Source organism: Saccharopolyspora kobensis (assembly GCF_900108315.1).
GTDB lineage: Bacteria > Actinomycetota > Actinomycetes > Mycobacteriales > Pseudonocardiaceae > Saccharopolyspora > Saccharopolyspora kobensis.
This window is the reverse complement of sequence record NZ_FNVB01000010.1, coordinates 91,847-109,062: the sequence shown is the minus strand read 5'-3', so window position 1 is coordinate 109,062 and position 17,216 is coordinate 91,847. Positions and strand designations below refer to the sequence as shown.

General features: G+C 70.7%; 18 protein-coding genes. 12 read left to right on the top strand and 6 right to left on the bottom strand.

Annotated features, from left to right (window positions below):
* Positions 1-156 precede the first annotated feature (156 nt).
* From C4T78_RS29795 to C4T78_RS29785, 3 genes are all read left to right on the top strand, one after another.
* Entirely contained in the window at positions 157-1,359 is a 1,203-nt protein-coding gene (locus C4T78_RS29795) for an ABC transporter permease (RefSeq protein WP_093352934.1), read from the top strand.
* Positions 1,359-1,736, top strand: coding sequence for a cytidine deaminase (locus C4T78_RS29790; protein WP_093352678.1), 378 nt, complete (start codon positions 1,359-1,361; stop codon positions 1,734-1,736). Before C4T78_RS29795 ends, C4T78_RS29790 begins: the two co-directional genes overlap by 1 nt.
* Before the next feature lie 270 nt (positions 1,737-2,006).
* On the top strand, positions 2,007-3,299 hold the full coding sequence (locus tag C4T78_RS29785) for a thymidine phosphorylase (RefSeq protein WP_093352680.1): 1,293 nt from the start codon (positions 2,007-2,009) through the stop codon (positions 3,297-3,299).
* 43 nt (positions 3,300-3,342) lie between these two features.
* On the opposite strand, the gene C4T78_RS29780 is transcribed toward C4T78_RS29785, so the two are convergent.
* Entirely contained in the window at positions 3,343-4,536 is a 1,194-nt protein-coding gene (locus C4T78_RS29780) for a hypothetical protein (protein WP_093352682.1), read from the bottom strand.
* 323 nt (positions 4,537-4,859) lie between these two features.
* Here C4T78_RS29780 and C4T78_RS29775 point away from each other — a divergent pair, with 323 nt between their 5' ends.
* From C4T78_RS29775 to C4T78_RS29765, 3 genes are all read left to right on the top strand, one after another.
* Positions 4,860-5,948 (top strand): adenosine deaminase, encoded by a 1,089-nt coding sequence (locus C4T78_RS29775; RefSeq protein WP_093352685.1) that lies wholly within the window; start codon positions 4,860-4,862, stop codon positions 5,946-5,948.
* Between the two features lie 123 nt (positions 5,949-6,071).
* A complete protein-coding gene (locus tag C4T78_RS29770; RefSeq protein WP_093352687.1) occupies positions 6,072-6,833 on the top strand; it encodes an IclR family transcriptional regulator in 762 nt (253 codons plus the stop codon).
* 168 nt (positions 6,834-7,001) lie between these two features.
* Positions 7,002-7,604, top strand: a complete 603-nt coding sequence (locus C4T78_RS29765) for an RNA polymerase sigma factor (RefSeq protein ID WP_093352690.1) — start codon at positions 7,002-7,004, stop codon at positions 7,602-7,604.
* Positions 7,605-7,738: 134 nt separating this feature from the next.
* Here C4T78_RS29765 and C4T78_RS29760 read toward each other — a convergent pair whose 3' ends face one another.
* Positions 7,739-8,971 carry a SatS C-terminal domain-containing protein gene (locus tag C4T78_RS29760; protein ID WP_093352692.1) on the bottom strand — a complete coding sequence of 411 codons (1,233 nt, stop codon included), beginning with the start codon at positions 8,969-8,971 and terminating at the stop codon, positions 7,739-7,741.
* A gap of 258 nt (positions 8,972-9,229) precedes the next feature.
* Here C4T78_RS29760 and C4T78_RS29755 point away from each other — a divergent pair, with 258 nt between their 5' ends.
* The 3 genes from C4T78_RS29755 (at position 9,230) to C4T78_RS29745 (ending at position 10,901) form a co-directional block, all read left to right on the top strand.
* Positions 9,230-9,811 (top strand): SMI1/KNR4 family protein, encoded by a 582-nt coding sequence (locus tag C4T78_RS29755; protein ID WP_093352937.1) that lies wholly within the window; start codon positions 9,230-9,232, stop codon positions 9,809-9,811.
* Between the two features lie 119 nt (positions 9,812-9,930).
* Complete coding sequence (locus C4T78_RS29750) at positions 9,931-10,284, top strand: PadR family transcriptional regulator (RefSeq protein ID WP_093352695.1); 354 nt, start codon at positions 9,931-9,933, stop codon at positions 10,282-10,284.
* A complete protein-coding gene (locus C4T78_RS29745) occupies positions 10,284-10,901 on the top strand; it encodes an HAAS signaling domain-containing protein (RefSeq protein ID WP_093352697.1) in 618 nt (205 codons plus the stop codon). Before C4T78_RS29750 ends, C4T78_RS29745 begins: the two co-directional genes overlap by 1 nt.
* Positions 10,902-11,045: 144 nt before the next feature.
* Here the strand turns inward: C4T78_RS29745 and C4T78_RS29740 are convergent, their stop codons facing one another.
* Genes C4T78_RS29740 through deoC form a run of 3 tightly spaced genes read right to left on the bottom strand, consistent with a single transcriptional unit; the run spans position 11,046 to position 14,303 of the window.
* Positions 11,046-11,918, bottom strand: coding sequence for an aldehyde dehydrogenase family protein (locus tag C4T78_RS29740; protein WP_093352699.1), 873 nt, complete (start codon positions 11,916-11,918; stop codon positions 11,046-11,048).
* A complete protein-coding gene (locus C4T78_RS29735) occupies positions 11,911-13,350 on the bottom strand; it encodes an aldehyde dehydrogenase family protein (RefSeq protein ID WP_093352701.1) in 1,440 nt (479 codons plus the stop codon). The genes C4T78_RS29740 and C4T78_RS29735 overlap by 8 nt, the downstream gene beginning before the upstream one ends.
* Positions 13,350-14,303, bottom strand: coding sequence for a deoxyribose-phosphate aldolase (deoC, locus tag C4T78_RS29730; RefSeq protein WP_093352704.1), 954 nt, complete (start codon positions 14,301-14,303; stop codon positions 13,350-13,352). The genes C4T78_RS29735 and deoC overlap by 1 nt, the downstream gene beginning before the upstream one ends.
* Positions 14,304-14,430: 127 nt before the next feature.
* Between deoC and C4T78_RS29725 the strand changes: the two genes are divergently transcribed.
* Both C4T78_RS29725 and C4T78_RS29720 read left to right on the top strand, forming a co-directional pair.
* Positions 14,431-15,249, top strand: coding sequence for an alpha/beta fold hydrolase (locus C4T78_RS29725; RefSeq protein ID WP_093352706.1), 819 nt, complete (start codon positions 14,431-14,433; stop codon positions 15,247-15,249).
* An 86-nt stretch (positions 15,250-15,335) separates the two neighbouring features.
* A complete protein-coding gene (locus C4T78_RS29720) occupies positions 15,336-15,680 on the top strand; it encodes a MerR family transcriptional regulator (RefSeq protein ID WP_093352707.1) in 345 nt (114 codons plus the stop codon).
* Position 15,681: 1 nt separating this feature from the next.
* Here C4T78_RS29720 and C4T78_RS29715 read toward each other — a convergent pair whose 3' ends face one another.
* A complete protein-coding gene (locus C4T78_RS29715) occupies positions 15,682-16,479 on the bottom strand; it encodes an aminotransferase class IV family protein (RefSeq protein WP_093352710.1) in 798 nt (265 codons plus the stop codon).
* A 117-nt stretch (positions 16,480-16,596) separates the two neighbouring features.
* Here C4T78_RS29715 and C4T78_RS29710 point away from each other — a divergent pair, with 117 nt between their 5' ends.
* Positions 16,597-17,193, top strand: coding sequence for a nucleotidyltransferase domain-containing protein (locus C4T78_RS29710; RefSeq protein ID WP_093352712.1), 597 nt, complete (start codon positions 16,597-16,599; stop codon positions 17,191-17,193).
* Positions 17,194-17,216 lie beyond the last annotated feature (23 nt).

The following is a 17,216-nucleotide window of genomic DNA, read 5'->3' as shown; positions in this document are numbered from 1 at the left end:
CCCAGGGACCGTGATGCGACCTGGCCACGAGAAACCACCGAGCGCGAGAGCAACGCCCGACGTGACCACCACTGAAGAACGCGGAGAGGCGGGCCGCGCGTGACGACCACGGTGACCAGCGAATCGACGAAGGTGCCGCCGCAGCCCACGCGGCGGATGCCGGGCTGGGCGCGCGTCCTGCTGTGGGTGGTGGTCGCGTTCGTCGCGGTGTCGATCGCCTCCTACCAGACCGGGGTGCCGCAGCTGACCTCATCGGGAACCATCCAGTCCGCGGTGCGGCTGGGCATCCCGATCCTGCTGGCCGCGCTGGGCGGTCTGTGGGCCGAGCGCGCCGGGATCATCAACATCGGTCTGGAAGGCATGATGATCCTCGGCACCTGGGGCGGCGCCTGGGCCGGCTACCAGTGGGGGCCCGTCGCCGGGCTGGTCGCGGCCGCCGTGTTCGGCGCACTGGGCGGCCTGGTGCACGCGATCGCCACGGTGACCTTCGGGGTCAACCACATCGTGTCCGGCGTGGCGATCAACCTGCTGGGCGCGGGCATCGCGAAGTACCTATCGACGCTGGTGTTCGAACCGATCTCGCGCAACCCGCGGGAGTCGCCCGCGGTGCCGAAGTTCGACACCTACTCGGCGCAGCCGCTGGGCACCTGGCTGCAAGAGCTGGAGGACATGCAGCGGGTCGGCCTCTCGGACGTGGCGGGCATCCTCGGCGGCCTGGTCACCGAGGTCTCGCCGCTGACCATGCTGGCCTACCTGCTGGTGCCGGTGAGCTACCTGGTGCTGTGGCGCTCGCCGTTCGGGCTGCGGCTGCGCTCCTGCGGGGAGAACCCGGTCGCGGCGGAGTCCCTCGGCGTCAACGTCTACCGGTACAAGTACCTGGCGGTGATCATCTCCGGTGCGCTGGCCGGCATCGGCGGCGCGGCGCTGATCCTCAACCCGGGCCAGGCGGGCTACCTGGAGGGGCAGACCAACAACCGGGGCTACATCGGCCTGGCGGCGATGATCTTCGGCAACTGGCGGCCGGGCGGTCTGCTCGGCGGTGCGGCGCTGTTCGGCTACTCCGACGGTCTTCAGCTGCGCAGCGGCGGGACCAGCGTGCACGCGCTGTTCTACGGTGCGACGCTGCTGCTCGTGGTGGTCGCGGCGGTGCAGGTGTGGCGGCGCAGCTGGTTCGCCGCCGGCGTCTCGCTGGTCGCGGCGGCGGTGATGTACGCGGTGTACTGGTACACCGACGAGCTGCCCACGGAGCTCACGGCCTACACCCCGCACCTGGTGACGCTGGTGGTCCTGGGCGTGGCGTCGCAACGACTGCGACCACCCGCGGCCAACGGCCTGCAGTACCGCAGAGGAGTCGATTAGTGACCACGGTGGACTGGGAAGCGCTGCGCGCGGCGGCGGTGGAGGCCGCCGCGCAGGCCTACTGCCCGTACTCGGGTCTGCAGGTGGGTGCGGCGGCGTTGTGCGATGACGGCCGCGTGGTGACCGGCTGCAACGTGGAGAACGCCTCCTACGGCATCACCCTGTGCGCGGAGTGCACGATGGCCGGTCAGCTCCGCCTGACCGGCGGAGGCCGCTTCGTCGCGGTGGCCTGCCGGAGCGGCGCGGGCGACCTCCTGATGCCCTGCGGCCGCTGCCGCCAGATCCTCCAAGAGCTCGGCGGCCCGGACTGCCTGGTCGACACGCCCCGAGGCGTCCTGCCGATGACCGAAGTCCTCCCCGACGCCTTCGAGCTCTGAGAAGCAGTTGCCGACGTTCTCAGCGAGAGTTCGGCACCGTGGGTGGGCGCGTTTTCTCATGAAATCGGCGGCGTTTTCGACGGAGAGGCGCGGTGCGTGCCGCAGCCGATTTCAAGAGAGCTCTGACGTCGCCACGAGGCGCCCGGTCGCGCGATCGTCACGGCCCGGGGCGGAGCTGCTACTGGCTTCACCCGGTTGAGGTGTATCTGTTCGGGGGGTTCGGTTCTCTTTATAGGTGAGAGGGTTCTTGCGGGTTCTGAGGAGGCGGGCATGCATTCTGCGGTCGACGTGATTCGGGTGAAGCGGGACGGCGGTCGGCTCAGCGATGAGCAGATCGACTGGGTCGTCGACGCCTACACGCGCGGGCAGGTGGCGGACGAGCAGATGGCCGCGCTGGCGATGGCCGTGCTGCTGCGCGGCATGACGCCGGAGGAGACCGCGCGGTGGACCGCGGCGATGGTGGCCTCCGGTGAGGTGTTAGCGCTCGGCTCGGTCGGGCGGCCCACTGTGGACAAGCACTCCACCGGTGGCGTCGGGGACAAGATCACCTTGCCGCTGACGCCGTTGGTCGCCGCGTGCGGCGCCGCCGTGCCGCAGCTGTCCGGGCGCGGATTGGGGCACACCGGCGGGACTTTGGACAAGCTGGAGTCCATCCCCGGCTGGCGGGCGCAGCTCTCGGTGGCGGAGGTGCGCGCGCAGCTCGACGAGGTCGGGGCGGTGGTGTGCGCGGCGACGGAGGGGCTGGCGCCGGCCGACCGGAAGCTCTACGCCCTGCGCGACGTGACGGGCACGGTCGAGTCGATCCCGCTGATCGCCAGCTCGATCATGAGCAAGAAGATCGCCGAAGGCGTGCAATCGCTGGTGCTGGACGTCAAGTGCGGCTCCGGCGCGTTCATGAAGGACCTCGACCAGGCGCGGGCACTGGCCACCGCGCTGGTGGAGATCGGCAGCGCCAGCGGTCTGCGCACCAGCGCGCTCATCACCGACATGTCCGTGCCGCTGGGCCGGGCGGTCGGCAACGCCCTGGAGGTCGCCGAAGCGGTCGACGTGCTGCGCGGCGGTGGCCCGCCGGACGTCGTGGAGCTGACGCTGGCCCTGGCCCGCGAGATGCTCGACCACGCGGGCCTGTCCGAAGTGGACCCGGCGGCCGCGTTGGCCGACGGTCGCGCGCACGACTCGTGGCGGCGGATGATCGAGGCGCAGGGTGGTGATCCGGCGGCGGAACTGCCCCGGGCGCGGCACATCGACGTGATCACCGCGCCGCGCGCCGGAGTGCTGACCGAGCTAGACGCGTTCGCCGTCGGCATCGCGGCCTGGCGGCTGGGCGCGGGACGAGCCCGCAAGGAGGACGACGTCGACCACGCCGCGGGAGTTCTGTGCCTGGCGAAACCGGGGGACAGCGTGGCTGCGGGGCAACCGCTGCTGGAGCTGCACACCGACCGGCCGGAAACCGTTGCGGCTGCCCGTGAAGCGTTGCAGGGCGCATACGAGATCAGCGACGCCGACCGGAGGTCGACGCCGCTGATCCTGGACCGAGTGGCCGCGAAGGGCGAACCGAGCTGACGAGAGGCGGCCCGGGGCTTCCCGGACCGCTTCTCAGAGCGAATCAGGCGCTTTCGGCGGTGAAGTCGTCCTCGCCGTCGGTGATCGCCTTGTCGGTGGTGTCGCGCTTGGCGCTCTTGGAGCGGCCGCGACGCTGCTGGCGGGGCAGCGTGGTGGGCGGCGGCGGAGCCGAGGGCGCGCTGCCGCCGAGGATCAGCTCGGCGAAGGTCGCCATGGCCTCGTCGAGCTGCCCGGCGTGGCGCCGCTCGCTCTCCTCGTTGGCCTCGCGCACCAGGGCGTTCAGCGCTTCGCTGTCCGGGCGCGACGAGAGCGTGCCCGACAGCTGCGTCAGGTTCTTCGACAGCGTGCCGCCGAGGTCGCCGAGGCCGGTCTTGACGCCCTCTTCGACGGTGTCGAGGCGGCTGGTGAAGCCCTGCTCGACGGTGTCGATCCGGGTGTTGACGTTGTCCTCGACCTGGTCGAGCCGGGACGAGACCTCGCCGAGCCGGTTGGTGAGGTGCTCCAGGCGGTCGGCCAGCTTGTCCAGCTTGTCGGTCGGGTCCACCGCGGGGCGGGCGGCGAGCTGGTCGAGCTTGGCGTCCAGCTGGTCGCGGGTGCCGGAGACGGCGTCGGCGAGCGCGTTCTGCGCGCTGCCGGTGGATTCGGCGACCGCGCGCTGCAGGGCCTCGCGGGTGCCGTCGAGGTGCTCGTGCACGCCCTCGTCGATCTCGGCGAAGCGGCCGCGCAGGCTGGTCTCCAGGGAGTCGATGCGCTCGCGCACCGGGCCGTGCACGGTCGCGGGCAGCGACTCCAGCCGACCGTCCTGCTTGTCCAGGTGCAGCCCCAGCTCGTCCAGGCGCTTGTGGATGTGGCCGAGCTTGTCCTCCAGGCCGTCCATCCGGCCGACCACGCCGTCCATCCGCCCGGAGACCCCGTCGAGTCGGCCGTCGAGCTGGGCGAACGGTTTGGCCAGCTTGTCCACCAGGCCGTCGACGGAACCCTTCAGCTCGAGCAGCGCACCGTCGTGCGCTTCGAGCTTGGCCAGGGCTTCGTCGAGTCGTTCGGCCAGCACGCTGACTTCGGTGCGGTCCGGCAGCTCGGACAGGCGCTTGCGCACGGAGCCCAGCGACTCCAGCGGGGAGAGCCGGGCGTGGATCTCGTCCAGGGCGTCGAAGATCTGCTGTTGTTCGCTCTCGCGGATCTCAGCCGCACGCGTGAGCATGTTCCGCATGCGGTCGAACGACATGTTCTCGGTCACGGCTAGGGGCGTCCTTCGTCGAGGGGAGGTGAGGACTCACCGAGCCTAGCCATTCACTTCTCGTGTTCCCAGGCACCCCCCGATACATTGCGTCACCACTCCTCGGGAGATGACTCCATTCGGAGCAGCATTCTTCGGCCAAGAAGTCCAGCCGACTCGCCGCCGATTGCTTTAAGCGTTGTAATTGGGTCCATCCGGGTGAGTTTTGCGTGATGGCCGTCCGACTTGCCGAACACCGGAAACCCGCAGTTCTCGAAGTTGTGACCAGGTTTTCGCTGGTAGCTGACAGTGAACCCGATACTCGCCCCCTGTAACGTGGGTGCATGTCGACTCCGGTGAACCTGAACACCATCCGGCAGGCGCCCAAGGTGCTGCTGCACGACCACCTCGACGGTGGGCTGCGGCCGCAGACCGTGATCGATCTGGCGCAGGCTGCCGGGTATTCCGAACTGCCCCACGAGGACCCCGCTGAGCTGGGCAACTGGTTCGAAGCGGCGGCAGATTCCGGGTCGCTGGAGCGGTACCTGGAGACCTTCGCGCACACCGTGGCGGTGATGCAGACGGAGGAGGCCCTGGCCCGCGTCGCGGCGGAGTGCGCCGAGGACCTGGCCGAGGACGGCGTGGTGTACGCCGAGGTCCGCTACGCCCCGGAGCTGTTCCAGGAGGGCGGGCTCGCCCTCGACCAGATCGTGCAGGCGGTCCAGGACGGATTCCGGGAAGGCGAGCGGCGAGCCGCGGCCGCCGGGAAACGTATCCGAATCGGTACCTTGCTGTGCGCGATGCGGCAGAATGCGCGCTCGCTGGAAATCGCCGAGCTCGCCGTCCGGTACCGGGACGCGGAAGTCGTCGGCTTCGACATCGCCGGCCCGGAGGCCGGATTCCCGCCCACCCGGAACCTGGACGCGTTCGAATACCTGCGCCAGCAGAACGCGCATTTCACGATTCACGCCGGTGAGGCCTTCGGGCTCCCGTCGATCTGGGAGGCCATCCAGCACTGCGGCGCGGAACGGCTCGGGCACGGCGTCCGCATCGTCGACGACATCAAGGTCGACGAGGACGGCTCGGTGCACCTGGGCCGCTTGGCGTCCTACGTGCGGGACCGGCGGATCCCGCTGGAGATGTGCCCGTCGTCGAACCTGCAGACCGGGGCCGCCGCGTCGATGGCCGAGCACCCCATCGGACTGCTGGCCAAGCTGCGCTTCCGGGTCACCGTGAACACCGACAACCGGCTGATGAGCCACTGCTCGATGTCCGGCGAGTTCGCCGCGCTGCACGAGGCCTTCGGCTACGGCTGGGAGGAGATGCAGTGGTTCACGGTGAACGCGATGAAGTCGGCGTTCATCGGCTTCGACGAGCGGTTGGAGCTGATCAACGACGTGATCAAGCCCGGCTACGCGGCACTGCTGGGCTGATCGGGCGCCGCGCGTCGTCCGAAAGGGGCTGCGCGGGCGGTGTCCTCGGTGGATACTCCAGGCCTGAAGGCGATTCGTGTACGGCGCGAGATCTGCGGCGCCGCACAAGGCCGGGAGGGAACCGTGGCACGGGGTGGTGAACCAACGCTGATCACGTCGGTGCAGCGCGCTCTTCGGTTGTTGGAGGCGGTCAGCGAACAGCCGTCGGGCACCACCGCGAAGCACCTGTCCAGGCGGACCGGGATCGCGCTGCCGACCACCTACCACCTGTTGCGCACCCTGGTGCACGAGGGATATCTCGAGAAGCTCGACGACGGCGCGTTCATCATCGGCGAGCAGGTGGCCGGGCTGCACTCGGCTGCGCAGGACCAGGGCCTGCGCAGCCGGGTCCGCTCGGTGATGACCCAGCTGCGCGACGATCTGAACGCGGCGGTCTACCTGGCCCACTACCGCGACGGCGAGGTGGTGGTGACCGACATCGTCGACAGCCCGCGCATGCCGCGGGTGGACACGTGGGCCGACTTCAAGCAGGCCGCGCACGCCACCGCGATCGGGAAGTGCCTGCTTTCCGGGCTGAGCCGGGCCGAACGCGCGGACCACTTCGACCGCTACCCGCCCGCGGACCTCACGCCGCGCACGATCACCCGGATCCGCGACCTGATCGAGAGCCCGGAGCACCCGGTGGTCGCCGACACCGAGGAGTACTCGCTGGGCACGGCGTGCTTGGCGGCACCGGTCCTGGGTGCCGATTCGCCGATGACGCTGGCGATCTCGTTCCCGGCGCGCAAGCTCGCCGCGGTTTCCTTCGAAGCGCCGCTGCGCGTGGCGGCCGGGGAGATCTCCCGGAAGCTCGCGGTGGCCGGCGAGTTTCCCACTGCTGGGTGAACTTCGCGCGGAGGGGCTCGGCTCACCTGCGCTCAATCACTATCTGAAATATTCCATCTTGTTGAATTCCATACGTTTCGCGAGCATCTTTCGCAGCGGGGGCGTATTCGGTGAGGGGCGTCGAACCCTCAGCGACGTCCCTCACCGGTGCAAAGGCTGAGGGGAACCATGTACGCGGGCGACGACAGGACACTGCTCGAAGCGGTCCGATTCGGCTCGTCCGAGGCATTCGCCGAACTGTACGCCCGGCACCGCGCGGCCGCGCGGACGATGGCCAAGCAGGTCGCGCCGACTCCGGCCGATGTGGACGACCTGGTCGCCGAGGCGTTCGCGAACATCCTGGACGTGCTGCGGCGCGGTGCCGGTCCGGAGACGGCCTTCCGCGCCTACCTGCTCACCACCATCCGGAACCTGGCCGCCGCGGCCGGCAATCGCGAGCGCCGCGTGCACCTGGCCGCCGAGCTCGACGGCCTGCACCCGGACGAGGTCCTGCCGTTCATCGACCCGGCGGTGGCGGAGCTGGAGCGGAACCTGATCAAGCAGGCCTTCACCCGGCTGCCGCGGCGCTGGCGCCACGTGCTCTGGTACGTGGAGGTGGAGAACCAGACGCCGGCCGAGGTGGGCAGGCGCTTCGGGATCAGCCGCAACAGCGCGGCGGCGCTGACCTACCGGGCCCGAAAGGGCCTGCGGGAGGCCTACACCCAGGTGTGCCGGGGCGAACCCACGCAGCGCCGGCTCGCGGCCCCGGGCCAGCTCCTCGCCGTCGCCTGATCCGCGACTTCCGGCCGCGCACCTGCCGAGCGCGCGACCAGCCCGGCGCGGTGCCGGTCGAGTACGCAACTTCCATTGAAATTGACAGTGCGATTTCAATGGAAGTTGCGCTGCGGTAGAGGGAGCCGGAAGCCTCAGTGGGTGCGGAAGCGCTCTTCGAGGGATTCGACGAGCTTGCGCCAGACCTCGACCTCGGCGTCGAACGGCCCGCTCGGCGGCAGCCGGTTCGGGCTGGGGCGCAGCACGAACGAGACCAGCCAGCCGAGCCGCTCCGACGGCTGGAGCGCCTTCTCCACGCTGTTGTCGCCGGCCCAGGCCGCCGCGTCCATCAGCAGCTCCTCGGCCAGGTCCAGCTGCGTCGGGTCCACTTCGGACGGTCCGCTGCCGAGGTCGGCGTCCAGGCCGGTCAGCACGTAGGTGTTGTCGTCGTCGACCTCGACGTCGAGCTCGCCCGCGGTCGCCTTCTCCCGCACCTGCGACCAGGTCGAGACCCGCTCCAAGTCGGTGCCGGTGACCGCGTCGTCGTCGGCGATGAACCGGGCCAGCGCGCGGGCGCTCGGGAACACGTCGATCTTCCCGTCGCTGCCCAGGAACACCGGGTCGTCGTCGAGGTAGCAGCGCAGCGAGTAGTGCTCGCCGGTGCTGGTGATGATCCGGATCGGGTCGATGCCGACCTCGCCCCAGAACCCGAGCTCGCCTTCGTCGAGCTCGTCCACGTCGGACTCGTCGGCGATGCCCGCCGCGTCCTCGTCCTCCGCGTCGGCCTCCAGCGCCTCGGCCAGCTCGGCTTCGGCGGTGGCGACGGCGTCGGCGGGCACGTCGGGGGTGGTGACCACGGCGTCGATGGCGTCGAGCACCTCGTCCCAGCGCTCCACGACGACCTTGCACAGCTCGGTCCAGCGGCGCTGGCCGTCCTTGCCGGAGAAGGCGAAGGTGCCCTGGTCCAGCAGCGCGAAGCCGTCGGCGGAGTCCAGCACCTCGTGCACCGCGTCCAGCTCGCAGACGTCGGCCAGCGAGCGGGCGATCTCGACGATGTCGGCGAGCTCGCCGACGGTCCAGGTGTCCAGCGGCTCGGCCACCAGCTCCGGAACGCCGACCAGGTCGTACTGGTGGTCCTCGTCCGGGCTCAGGTCCTCGGCGGCGAGCTGGGGCACCACGTGCCACGCCGGGTGGTCGTCGAGGTCGTGCTCCCGGGCGGTGCGCACGAACGCCGCCAGGTGAGCGGGATCGGGGAATGCGTAGAGGTCGTCCTCGTGCCCGAGGAACGCCTCCCACTCCTCGCCGTCCTCGCGCCAGCGCGGCGCCCACAGGGTGACGACGTCGCCCTGCGGCAGCCCGAGCTCGATGGGGACGATGTCCTGCGCCATCTCTCTACCTCCGGTCACCGAACCAGACCTCGCGGAAGCCTACGGGTTGTCCGTTCACAGCGTGTTCCCCGGTCCGGCTGTCACCGTATCGAGCCCGTGGTGTGCAACGGTCGACGGAACAATTCGTAACGATCAGTCGTCGGAACGGTGATCGAGTCCCAATCGGGTTGGGCTGTTCGGCTCAGCGATGGCCCCGGTCGGGGGTGAGGTCACCTTTGGCGGTACCCCTCCGGAGCCTTCCCGGCGACCATGATCGGAATGGATGTCGCGGAACTGTGGTCGGAAATCGTGCGCTGGTTGTCCGAGCACGCACCGGTCACCGCAGCGGCCTTGCTGACGCCCGTGCCACCGCCGGACCTGGCCGAGCTGGAGGCGGAGTTCGCCGTCGAGCTGCCTGCGGAACTGCGTGAGCTCTGGCTGTGCTGCGGCGGAACCGGGGTGGACGTGCTCGCCGACGTCCTGCCGCCGTTCTACACGCCCTACAGCGCGCTCGAAGCGCGCCAGGCGTGGCGCGATCACCGCAAGCACTGGGCGGCGCAGTGGGAGCGCCCGGCCTGCGACTACTACGCGGGTTCGCCGGGTTCGAGCTTCCACCCGGCGTGGATCCCCATCGCCGGTGACGGTTTCGCCGACGAGCTGGTGGTGGATCTGCGCCCGGGGCCGCTGCACGGTTGCGTCTTGGAGTGGGAGCAGGAGGCGGGGCAGGTCCTCCGCCCGGAGTGGAAGAGCGTCGCGGCGATGCTCTCCGACGTCCGCCGCTCCCTCCTGGAAGGGGCCCCGGCGGGCCACAGCTACCCGACGGTGACCGAGGACGGCCGCCTCGACTGGCAGATCCGCTGACCCATCCGACCCCGTTGAGCTGCGGTCGTCGCAGCGCACGTCCTGTTCTCGCGGTTGCGCGATACCTCTGCGCGGCCCACTAGTTTGCGACGCCTACTAGTTGGTGTTACGTTGTCGGCATGGCGGACAGGACGATCTCGGGGCGGCAGGCGCAGTGGTTGCGCGGCGTGCTCGACCTCGCCGTGCTGGCTCTGCTGGCCGAGGGCGGCGAGGGCTACGGGTACACGCTGCTGCAGCGGCTCGCCGAGGCCGGGCTCCCGGGCATGAAGGCCGGGACGCTCTACCCGCTGCTCAACCGGCTCGCGGCCGATGGGCTGCTGAGCGCCGAGTGGCGTGCTGGGGAAGGCGGCCCCGGGCGAAAGTTCTTCGCGCTCACCGACGAGGGGCGCGCGGCGCTCGCCGAGCAGGGGCCGAAGTGGATCGAGTTCGCGAAGAACTCGATCTCAGTTGTGGAACGAGGGGTGCAGTCTTGATGACGCTGGACGAGAAGTACCGCGACGAGCTGCTGGTCGCGCTGCGGATGCACGAGATCTCCGGCGAGCGCGTGGGAGAGGTGCTGGCCGAGGTGGAGGCGCACGTGCGCGAGACCGGGGAGGACCCGGTGGAGGCATTCGGCAAGCCCCGGCAGTACGCCGCGCAGGTCGCCGAGCAGCTGGACGGCAGCACCGGCAAGCGCTCCACGATGGAGGTGGCGATCAGCGCTCTGGCCACCGCGGCGCTGGTCATGTTCGGCTCGGAATTCCTGCTGGAAGCGCTGTTCGAGCCCTCCGGCGTGGTCACCTACACGATGAAGGACACCGTCGCGCTGGTGTCCCTGCTGGTGCTGGTGGTCCTCGGCGTGATGCTGGCGTTCAAGGCGTACACCGCCAAGCGCGGGAACACTGTCTACGGAGGTGCTGCGGTGGCAGCGTTCGCCCTGGGGATCCTGGTGCAGTTCGCGTCCGGTCGGCTGCTCGACGACGTGGCACCGCTGTACCAGCTGCCGAGCTGGCTCGCGATCGTGCTCGGGGCAGCGGGGCTCGCAGGCGCCATCGCTCTCCTGGTGCGCGCCACCCGTCGGGGCCGGGTGGTGTACCCGAAGGTCAAGTGAACGCGCAGACCTCCGCGATTTCCATTGAAATCAGGTCTTCGATTTCAATGGAAGTTGCGGATCCCTCCGGCGTGTCGGGCACCGACACGCCGGAGGCGTCGCAATTTCAATGGAAATCGCACGTCCGATTTCAATGGAATCGCGTCAGGTGCCGACGGGGTGCCAGACGGTCTTGACCTCGGTGAAGGCGCGGAGGCGCTGGAGGTCCGGCTCGCGGGTCCAGTCCGGTTCGCCGCGCACCGGCAGGACCCGCTTAACCGTGTCCGCCGCCGCGCGGGCCAGTTCGGTGCGCAGGTCGGCCGGGGCTCCGGTCGGGTCGAGGGCGTTGACGTCGGCGTGCGAGGCCAGCCACGGGCCGAGTTCGGCGGCCCGGCCGGTGAGCACGTTGACCACGCCACCGGGCACGTCGGAGGTGGCCAGCACCTCGGCGAAGGTCACCGCGGGCAGCGGCCGGTCCGCGCTGGCGACCAGCACGCAGGTGTTGCCCGCCGCGAGCACCGGCGCCACCACGCTGATCAGGCCGAGCAGCGCGGATTCCTGCGGTGCGAGCACCCCGACCACGCCGGTGGGCTCCGGGACGCTGAACGAGAAGTACGGTCCCGCCACCGGGTTCGCCGCGCCGAGCACCATCGAGATCTTGTCCGTCCAGCCCGCGTACCAGACCATCCGGTCGATCGCGGTGTCCACCGCGGCGTTGGCCTGCGCGGTGGAAAGGCCCTCGGCGGCGGCGATCTCGGCGGCGAACTGGTCGCGCCGCCCCTCCATCACCTCGGCGATGCGGAACAGCACCTGGCCGCGGTTGTAGGCCGTCGCGCCCGACCAGCCGGCGAACGCCTTGCGCGCGGCGGCGACCGCGTCGCGGACGTCCTTGCGGGACGCGTGCGCGGCGTTGGCCAGGAACCCGCCGTCCGCGGCGTGCACCGGGTAGACCCGGCCGGACTCCGAGCGCGGGAACGACCCGCCGATGTAGAGCTTGTAGGTCTTGGCCACGGCCAGCCGCTCCGGGTTCTCAGACATCGAGGTACGCCTCCAAACCGGCCCGGCCGCCCTCCCGGCCGAATCCGGACTCCTGGTAGCCGCCGAACGGGGCGGTCGGGTCGAAGCGGTTGAAGGTGTTGGCCCACACCACGCCGGCCCGCAGCTGCTGCGCCGCCCACAGGATCCGGGAGCCCTTCTCCGACCAGATCCCGGCCGACAGGCCGTACGGGGTGTTGTTGGCCTTGGCGATGGCCTCGGCCGGGGTGCGGAAGGTCAGCACCGACAGCACCGGGCCGAAGATCTCCTCGCGGGCGATCCGCATCGACTGCTGCACGCCGGAGAACACCGTGGGGGCGAAGAAGAACCCGCGATCCGGCAGCGGGCACGGGCTGGTCCAGCGCTGCGCGCCCTCGGCGTCCCCGCTGTCGGCCAGCTCGGTGATCCTGGCCAGCTGCTCGGCGGAGTTGATCGCGCCCACGTCGGTGTTCTTGTCCAGCGGGTCGCCGACCCGCAGCGTCCGGATCCGCGCCCGCAGCCGCTCCAGCAGCTCCTCGGCGACCGACTCCTGCACCAGCAGCCGGGAGCCCGCGCAGCAGACGTGGCCCTGGTTGAAGAAGATCCCGTTCACGATGCCTTCGACGGCCTGGTCCAGCGGGGCGTCGTCGAAGACGATGTTGGCGGCCTTGCCGCCCAGCTCCAGGGTCAGCTTCTTGCCCGTTCCGGCGACGGTGCGCTGGATCTGCTTGCCGACCTCGGTGGAGCCGGTGAAGGCGACCTTGTCGACGCCGGGGTGGGCGACCAGCGCCGCACCGATGTCGCCGGCGCCGGGGAGGATGTTCACCACGCCCGGCGGCAGCCCGGCCTGCTGGCAGATCTCGGCGAACACCAGCGCGCTCAGCGGGGTGGTCTCGGCGGGCTTGAGCACCACGGTGTTGCCGCAGGCCAGCGCCGGGGCGATCTTCCAGGCCAGCATCAGCAGCGGGAAGTTCCACGGGATGACCTGCCCGGCCACGCCCAGCGGGCGCGGGTCCGGGCCGTACCCGGCGTGGCCGAGCTTGTCGGCCCACCCGGCGTGGTGGAAGAAGTGCGCCGCGGCGGTCGGGATGTCGGCGTCGCGCGACTCCCTGATCGGCTTGCCGTTGTCCAGCGTCTCCAGCACCGCGAGCTCGCGCCCGCGCTCCTGGATCAGCCGGGCGATGCGGAACAGGTACTTCGCGCGCTCGGTGCCCGGCATCGTCGACCAGGTCGAGTCGAAGGCGCTGCGCGCCGCCCGCACCGCGGTGTCCACATCGGACTCGTCGGCGCTCGCGACCTCGGCGAGCACCTCGCCGGTGGCCGGGTCGATGCTCTTGAGCGGCTCGCCGCCGCCGTCGGTGAACTCGCCGCCGACGAACATCCGGTAGCTGGGCTTGAGGTTCGCGATGTCCCGCGATTCCGGGGCGGGTGCGTACTCCCAGGGGCTTTCGGTCATCAGTCCACCGCCACGTGGTCGGGGCCGCTGTAGTGGCCGTCGAGCTGGGTGCGCCGCTGCATCAGCAGATCGTTGAGCAGGCTGGACGCGCCGAAGCGGAACAGCTCCGGGGTGAGCCACTCCGGCCCGGCGACCTCGTGCACGGCCACCAGGTAGCGGATCGCGTCCTTGGTGTTGCGGATCCCGCCCGCCGGTTTGACGCCGCGCAGCTCGCCGGTGGCGTCGCGCCAGTCGCGGACCGCCTGCAGCATCAGGTGCGTCACCGGCAGGGTCGCGGCCGGGGAGACCTTGCCGGTGGAGGTCTTGATGAAGTCGCCGCCCGCCAGCAGCCCGAGCCAGGACGCGCGCCGCACGTTGTCGTAGGTGGCCAGCTCGCCGGTCTCCAGGATGACCTTGAGGTGCGCTTTCCCGCAGGCCGCCTTGACGGCCCGGATCTCGTCGAAGACCTGCCCGTAGCGCCCGGCCAGGAACGCGCCGCGGTCGATCACCATGTCGATCTCGTCCGCGCCGGCTGCCACCGCGTGCTCCACGTCGGCGAGCTTGACCGCGCGCGCCGCGCGGCCGGACGGGAACGAGGTGGCGACCGAAGCCACGTGCACACCGGTGCCGTCGAGCTCCTGCACCGCGGTGGCGGCCAGGTCGGAGTACACGCAGACGGCGGCGACCTGCGGGGTGTCCGGTCGCTCCGGGTCGGGGCGGCGGGCCTTGGCGCACAGCGCCCGGACCTTGCCCTCGGTGTCGGCGCCCTCCAGCGTGGTCAGGTCGACCATCGAGATCGCGGTGTCGATCGCCCAGCGCTTGGCGTCCTTCTTGATGCTCCGGGTCGCGAGCCCGGAGGCCCGCTGCTCCAGGCCGACCTGGTCGACGCCGGGCAGGCTGTGCAGGAAGCGCCGGAGCGACCGGTCGTCCCGGACCGCATCGGAGAGCTCGGATGAACTCGGCGACTGTGCCATGCCCGGGAGTCTAAGTGCCCGGCTCGCCGGACCGCCGGGCCTGGAGTGATCACGCCAGCACCGGCGTCAGCGACCGTGTCAGCGCAACGTCAGGGCGGTGTCACGACGGCCGCCGAGAGTTGGCGGCATGACGACGAAGAACAGCGCTTCCCCGGCCACCTCGACCTGGACCGGCATGGTGCCGGTCGACGACGCGGAACTGGCGGTCACCGACACCGGCGGTGCCGGTGTCCCGGTGGTCTACCTCAACGGCCAGTTCGCCACCCAGGGCTACTGGCGGCGCGTCCTCGCCGAGCTGGGCCCCGACTTCCGGCACATCACCTACGACGAGCGGGCCCGCGGGCGATCTAAGCGGTCGGCGGACTGCTCCTTCGAAGCCGCCGTCCGGGACGTCGACGCCGTGCTCGCGGCCCGGGGCGTGGACCGGGCGCTGGTGGTGGGCTGGTCCTACGGGGCGTTCGTCGCGGCGCACTGGGCGAACCGGAACCCGGACCGCGCCCTGGGTGCGGTCATGGTCGACGGTGCGCAGCCCTACGACTGGCTGGACGACGCCATGGAGCAGCGGATCCGGAAGCTGTTCAAGCGGCTGAGCTGGGTCCTGCCGCTGGTGCGCCCGACGGGCCTGGCCCCGCGGATGTCCGCCGAGCAGATGGCCGAGATCAACATCGAGCTCGGCGAGCTGGCCCGCGAGCGCGAGCTCGGCCCGGTGCTGGACGGCATCACCGTCCCCGCGCGGTACGTGCTCGCCTCGGGCTCCTCCTTCGGGAGCAAGGGCGACGAGCAGGAACGGCTGCGCGCGGCCCTCGGCGCGGTCACCGCCCGCAACTCGAACATCGAGATCAGCGCGAAGGTCGCGAGCAACCACGGTGCGATCCTGCGCAAGGACTTCGGCGCCATCGCCGGGGCAGTGCGCGAGATCGCGGCTCTCGATCGCGCCGGTCGCTGAGTCGACCAGCGGGGTGCCCTTCGTCCTGCGGGCGGGACGGCCGCTCCCGGCATACTGGGCGCAGGCTCAGGTCGGACGGAGGGCGCATGCTGATCGGGGAGTTGTCGCGGATCAGCGGGGTCGATGCGCGGTTGCTGCGGTACTACGAGGCGCAGGGCCTGCTCGAACCGCGGCGGGGCGCGAACGGCTATCGCGAGTACGACGAGGACTCGGTCGTGGTGGTGCGGCAGATCCGCGCCCTGCTGGAGGCCGGGCTGTCCACCGAGGTGATCCGGGCGGTGCTGCCCTGCGTCCGCGGTGAGCTGCCGGAGTTCGACTGGTGCGTGGACGTGCGGGCCATCATGGACCGGGAGCTGGCGATCGCCGAGGAGCGGATCGCCGAGCTGCAGCGCAGCCGCAGCAACCTGGCCGGATTCCTCGGCAAGTCCTGATTCACGGCGCGACGAGCGGTTCCGCCCGGTGCGCCCGGTGCAGCAGCTCCAGGAACTCCGGCGCCGCCGGCACGTCGGTCGCATCGATCCGGTGCACCGCGATGCCCGGCGTCCAGGAGTTCATGACCACCGCTCCCGCCAGCTCCGGGAGGTCGGCGGGCCGGATCTCCTCGGTCCGCTGCGGCACGCCGAGTCCTTCCAGCTGCCTGCGGACGGTGCCCATCATGGTTCCGCCGAGCATGTCGGCCTCGGGCCACACCACGGCTTCGCCGTCCCAGAAGGCCAGGTTCCAGATCGAGGCCTCGCTGAACCGGCCCCGGCGGTCGAGGAAGGCCGCGTCGTCGAAGCCCTGCGCCACGGCTCGCCGCAGGTAGTGGGTCTTGGCCACCTCGCCCACGTGCTTGAGCTCCGGGAGGGCGCGTTCGTGCTCGACGGTCATCAGCGACAGCGGGCCGGTGGGGCCGGAGGCCGCGGGCGAGGTGCGGACCAGGACGTCGAGCGTCCCGTCGGCCGCGGTGAACTCGCCCGCGTTCGAGTAGACGGTGGCGAGCAGCGAGTGGTCGGCGGGCGAGCGTTCGATGGCGGTCCGCAGGTGGTCGCGCACCCGCTCGTCGGGCAGCGCCTGGCCGAACATCGTCAGCGAGGCGTTCCGCAGCCGCTCCAGGTGCAGGTCGAGGCCGCGCACGCCGCCATCGCGCACCTGCATGGCGGTCATGTGCGCGAACCCGGCGAAGGCCAGCGGTGCCAGCTCCGCGGCGGTGGCTTCCCGGCCATTGCGCTGAACGACGAAAGAGGACATGAGTGGCTCCTGAGCTCGTGCTTCCCGTCTGGGCTCAGGACGGACGCTAGGGCCTCCAACCGGTTGGAAGGTCAACCCGCAGTGGCCCGGAACACAGCTGCGGCATGCTGGTTTCCGATGCGCACCGATTGGGATCCGGCCTCTCCGGCAGAAGTGCACGAGCTGTTCGCCGCTCTGGCGGCTCCGTGGTGGCTGGCCGGCGGCTACGCCGTCGAGCAGGCGCTCGGTCGGTCGCTGCGCGAGCACGGCGACATCGACGTCCTGGTGCTTCGCCGCGATCACCTGGCGGTTCAGCAAGTCCTGCGCGGGTGGGAGTTGTGGGCCGCCGATCCACCGGGAGCGCTGCGGCCGTGGCGGTCCGGGGAGATCCTGCCCGCCGAGGTCTGCGATGTCTGGTGCCGTCCGGCGGCCGACCAGCCGTGGCGGATCCAGCTGATGATCGACGAGTCCGACGGCGAGTGCTGGACCTCGCGGCGCAACCCGCGCGTGCGCCGCGAAGTGCGGTCGATCGGCCGCACCGGCGCGAGCGGAATCCCGTACCTGGCGCCGGAGATCCTGCTGTTCTACAAGGCCAAGGACACCCGGCCCAAGGACGAAGCGGACTTCGCCGCCCTGCTGCCGCTGCTCACCCCCGACCAACGCCGATGGCTGGCCGGGGCCATCGCCGACACCTACGGCACCCACCCGTGGCTGGCGCACGCCAGTCCGGGCTGACATGCGGCGGGACCGAGGAGGAA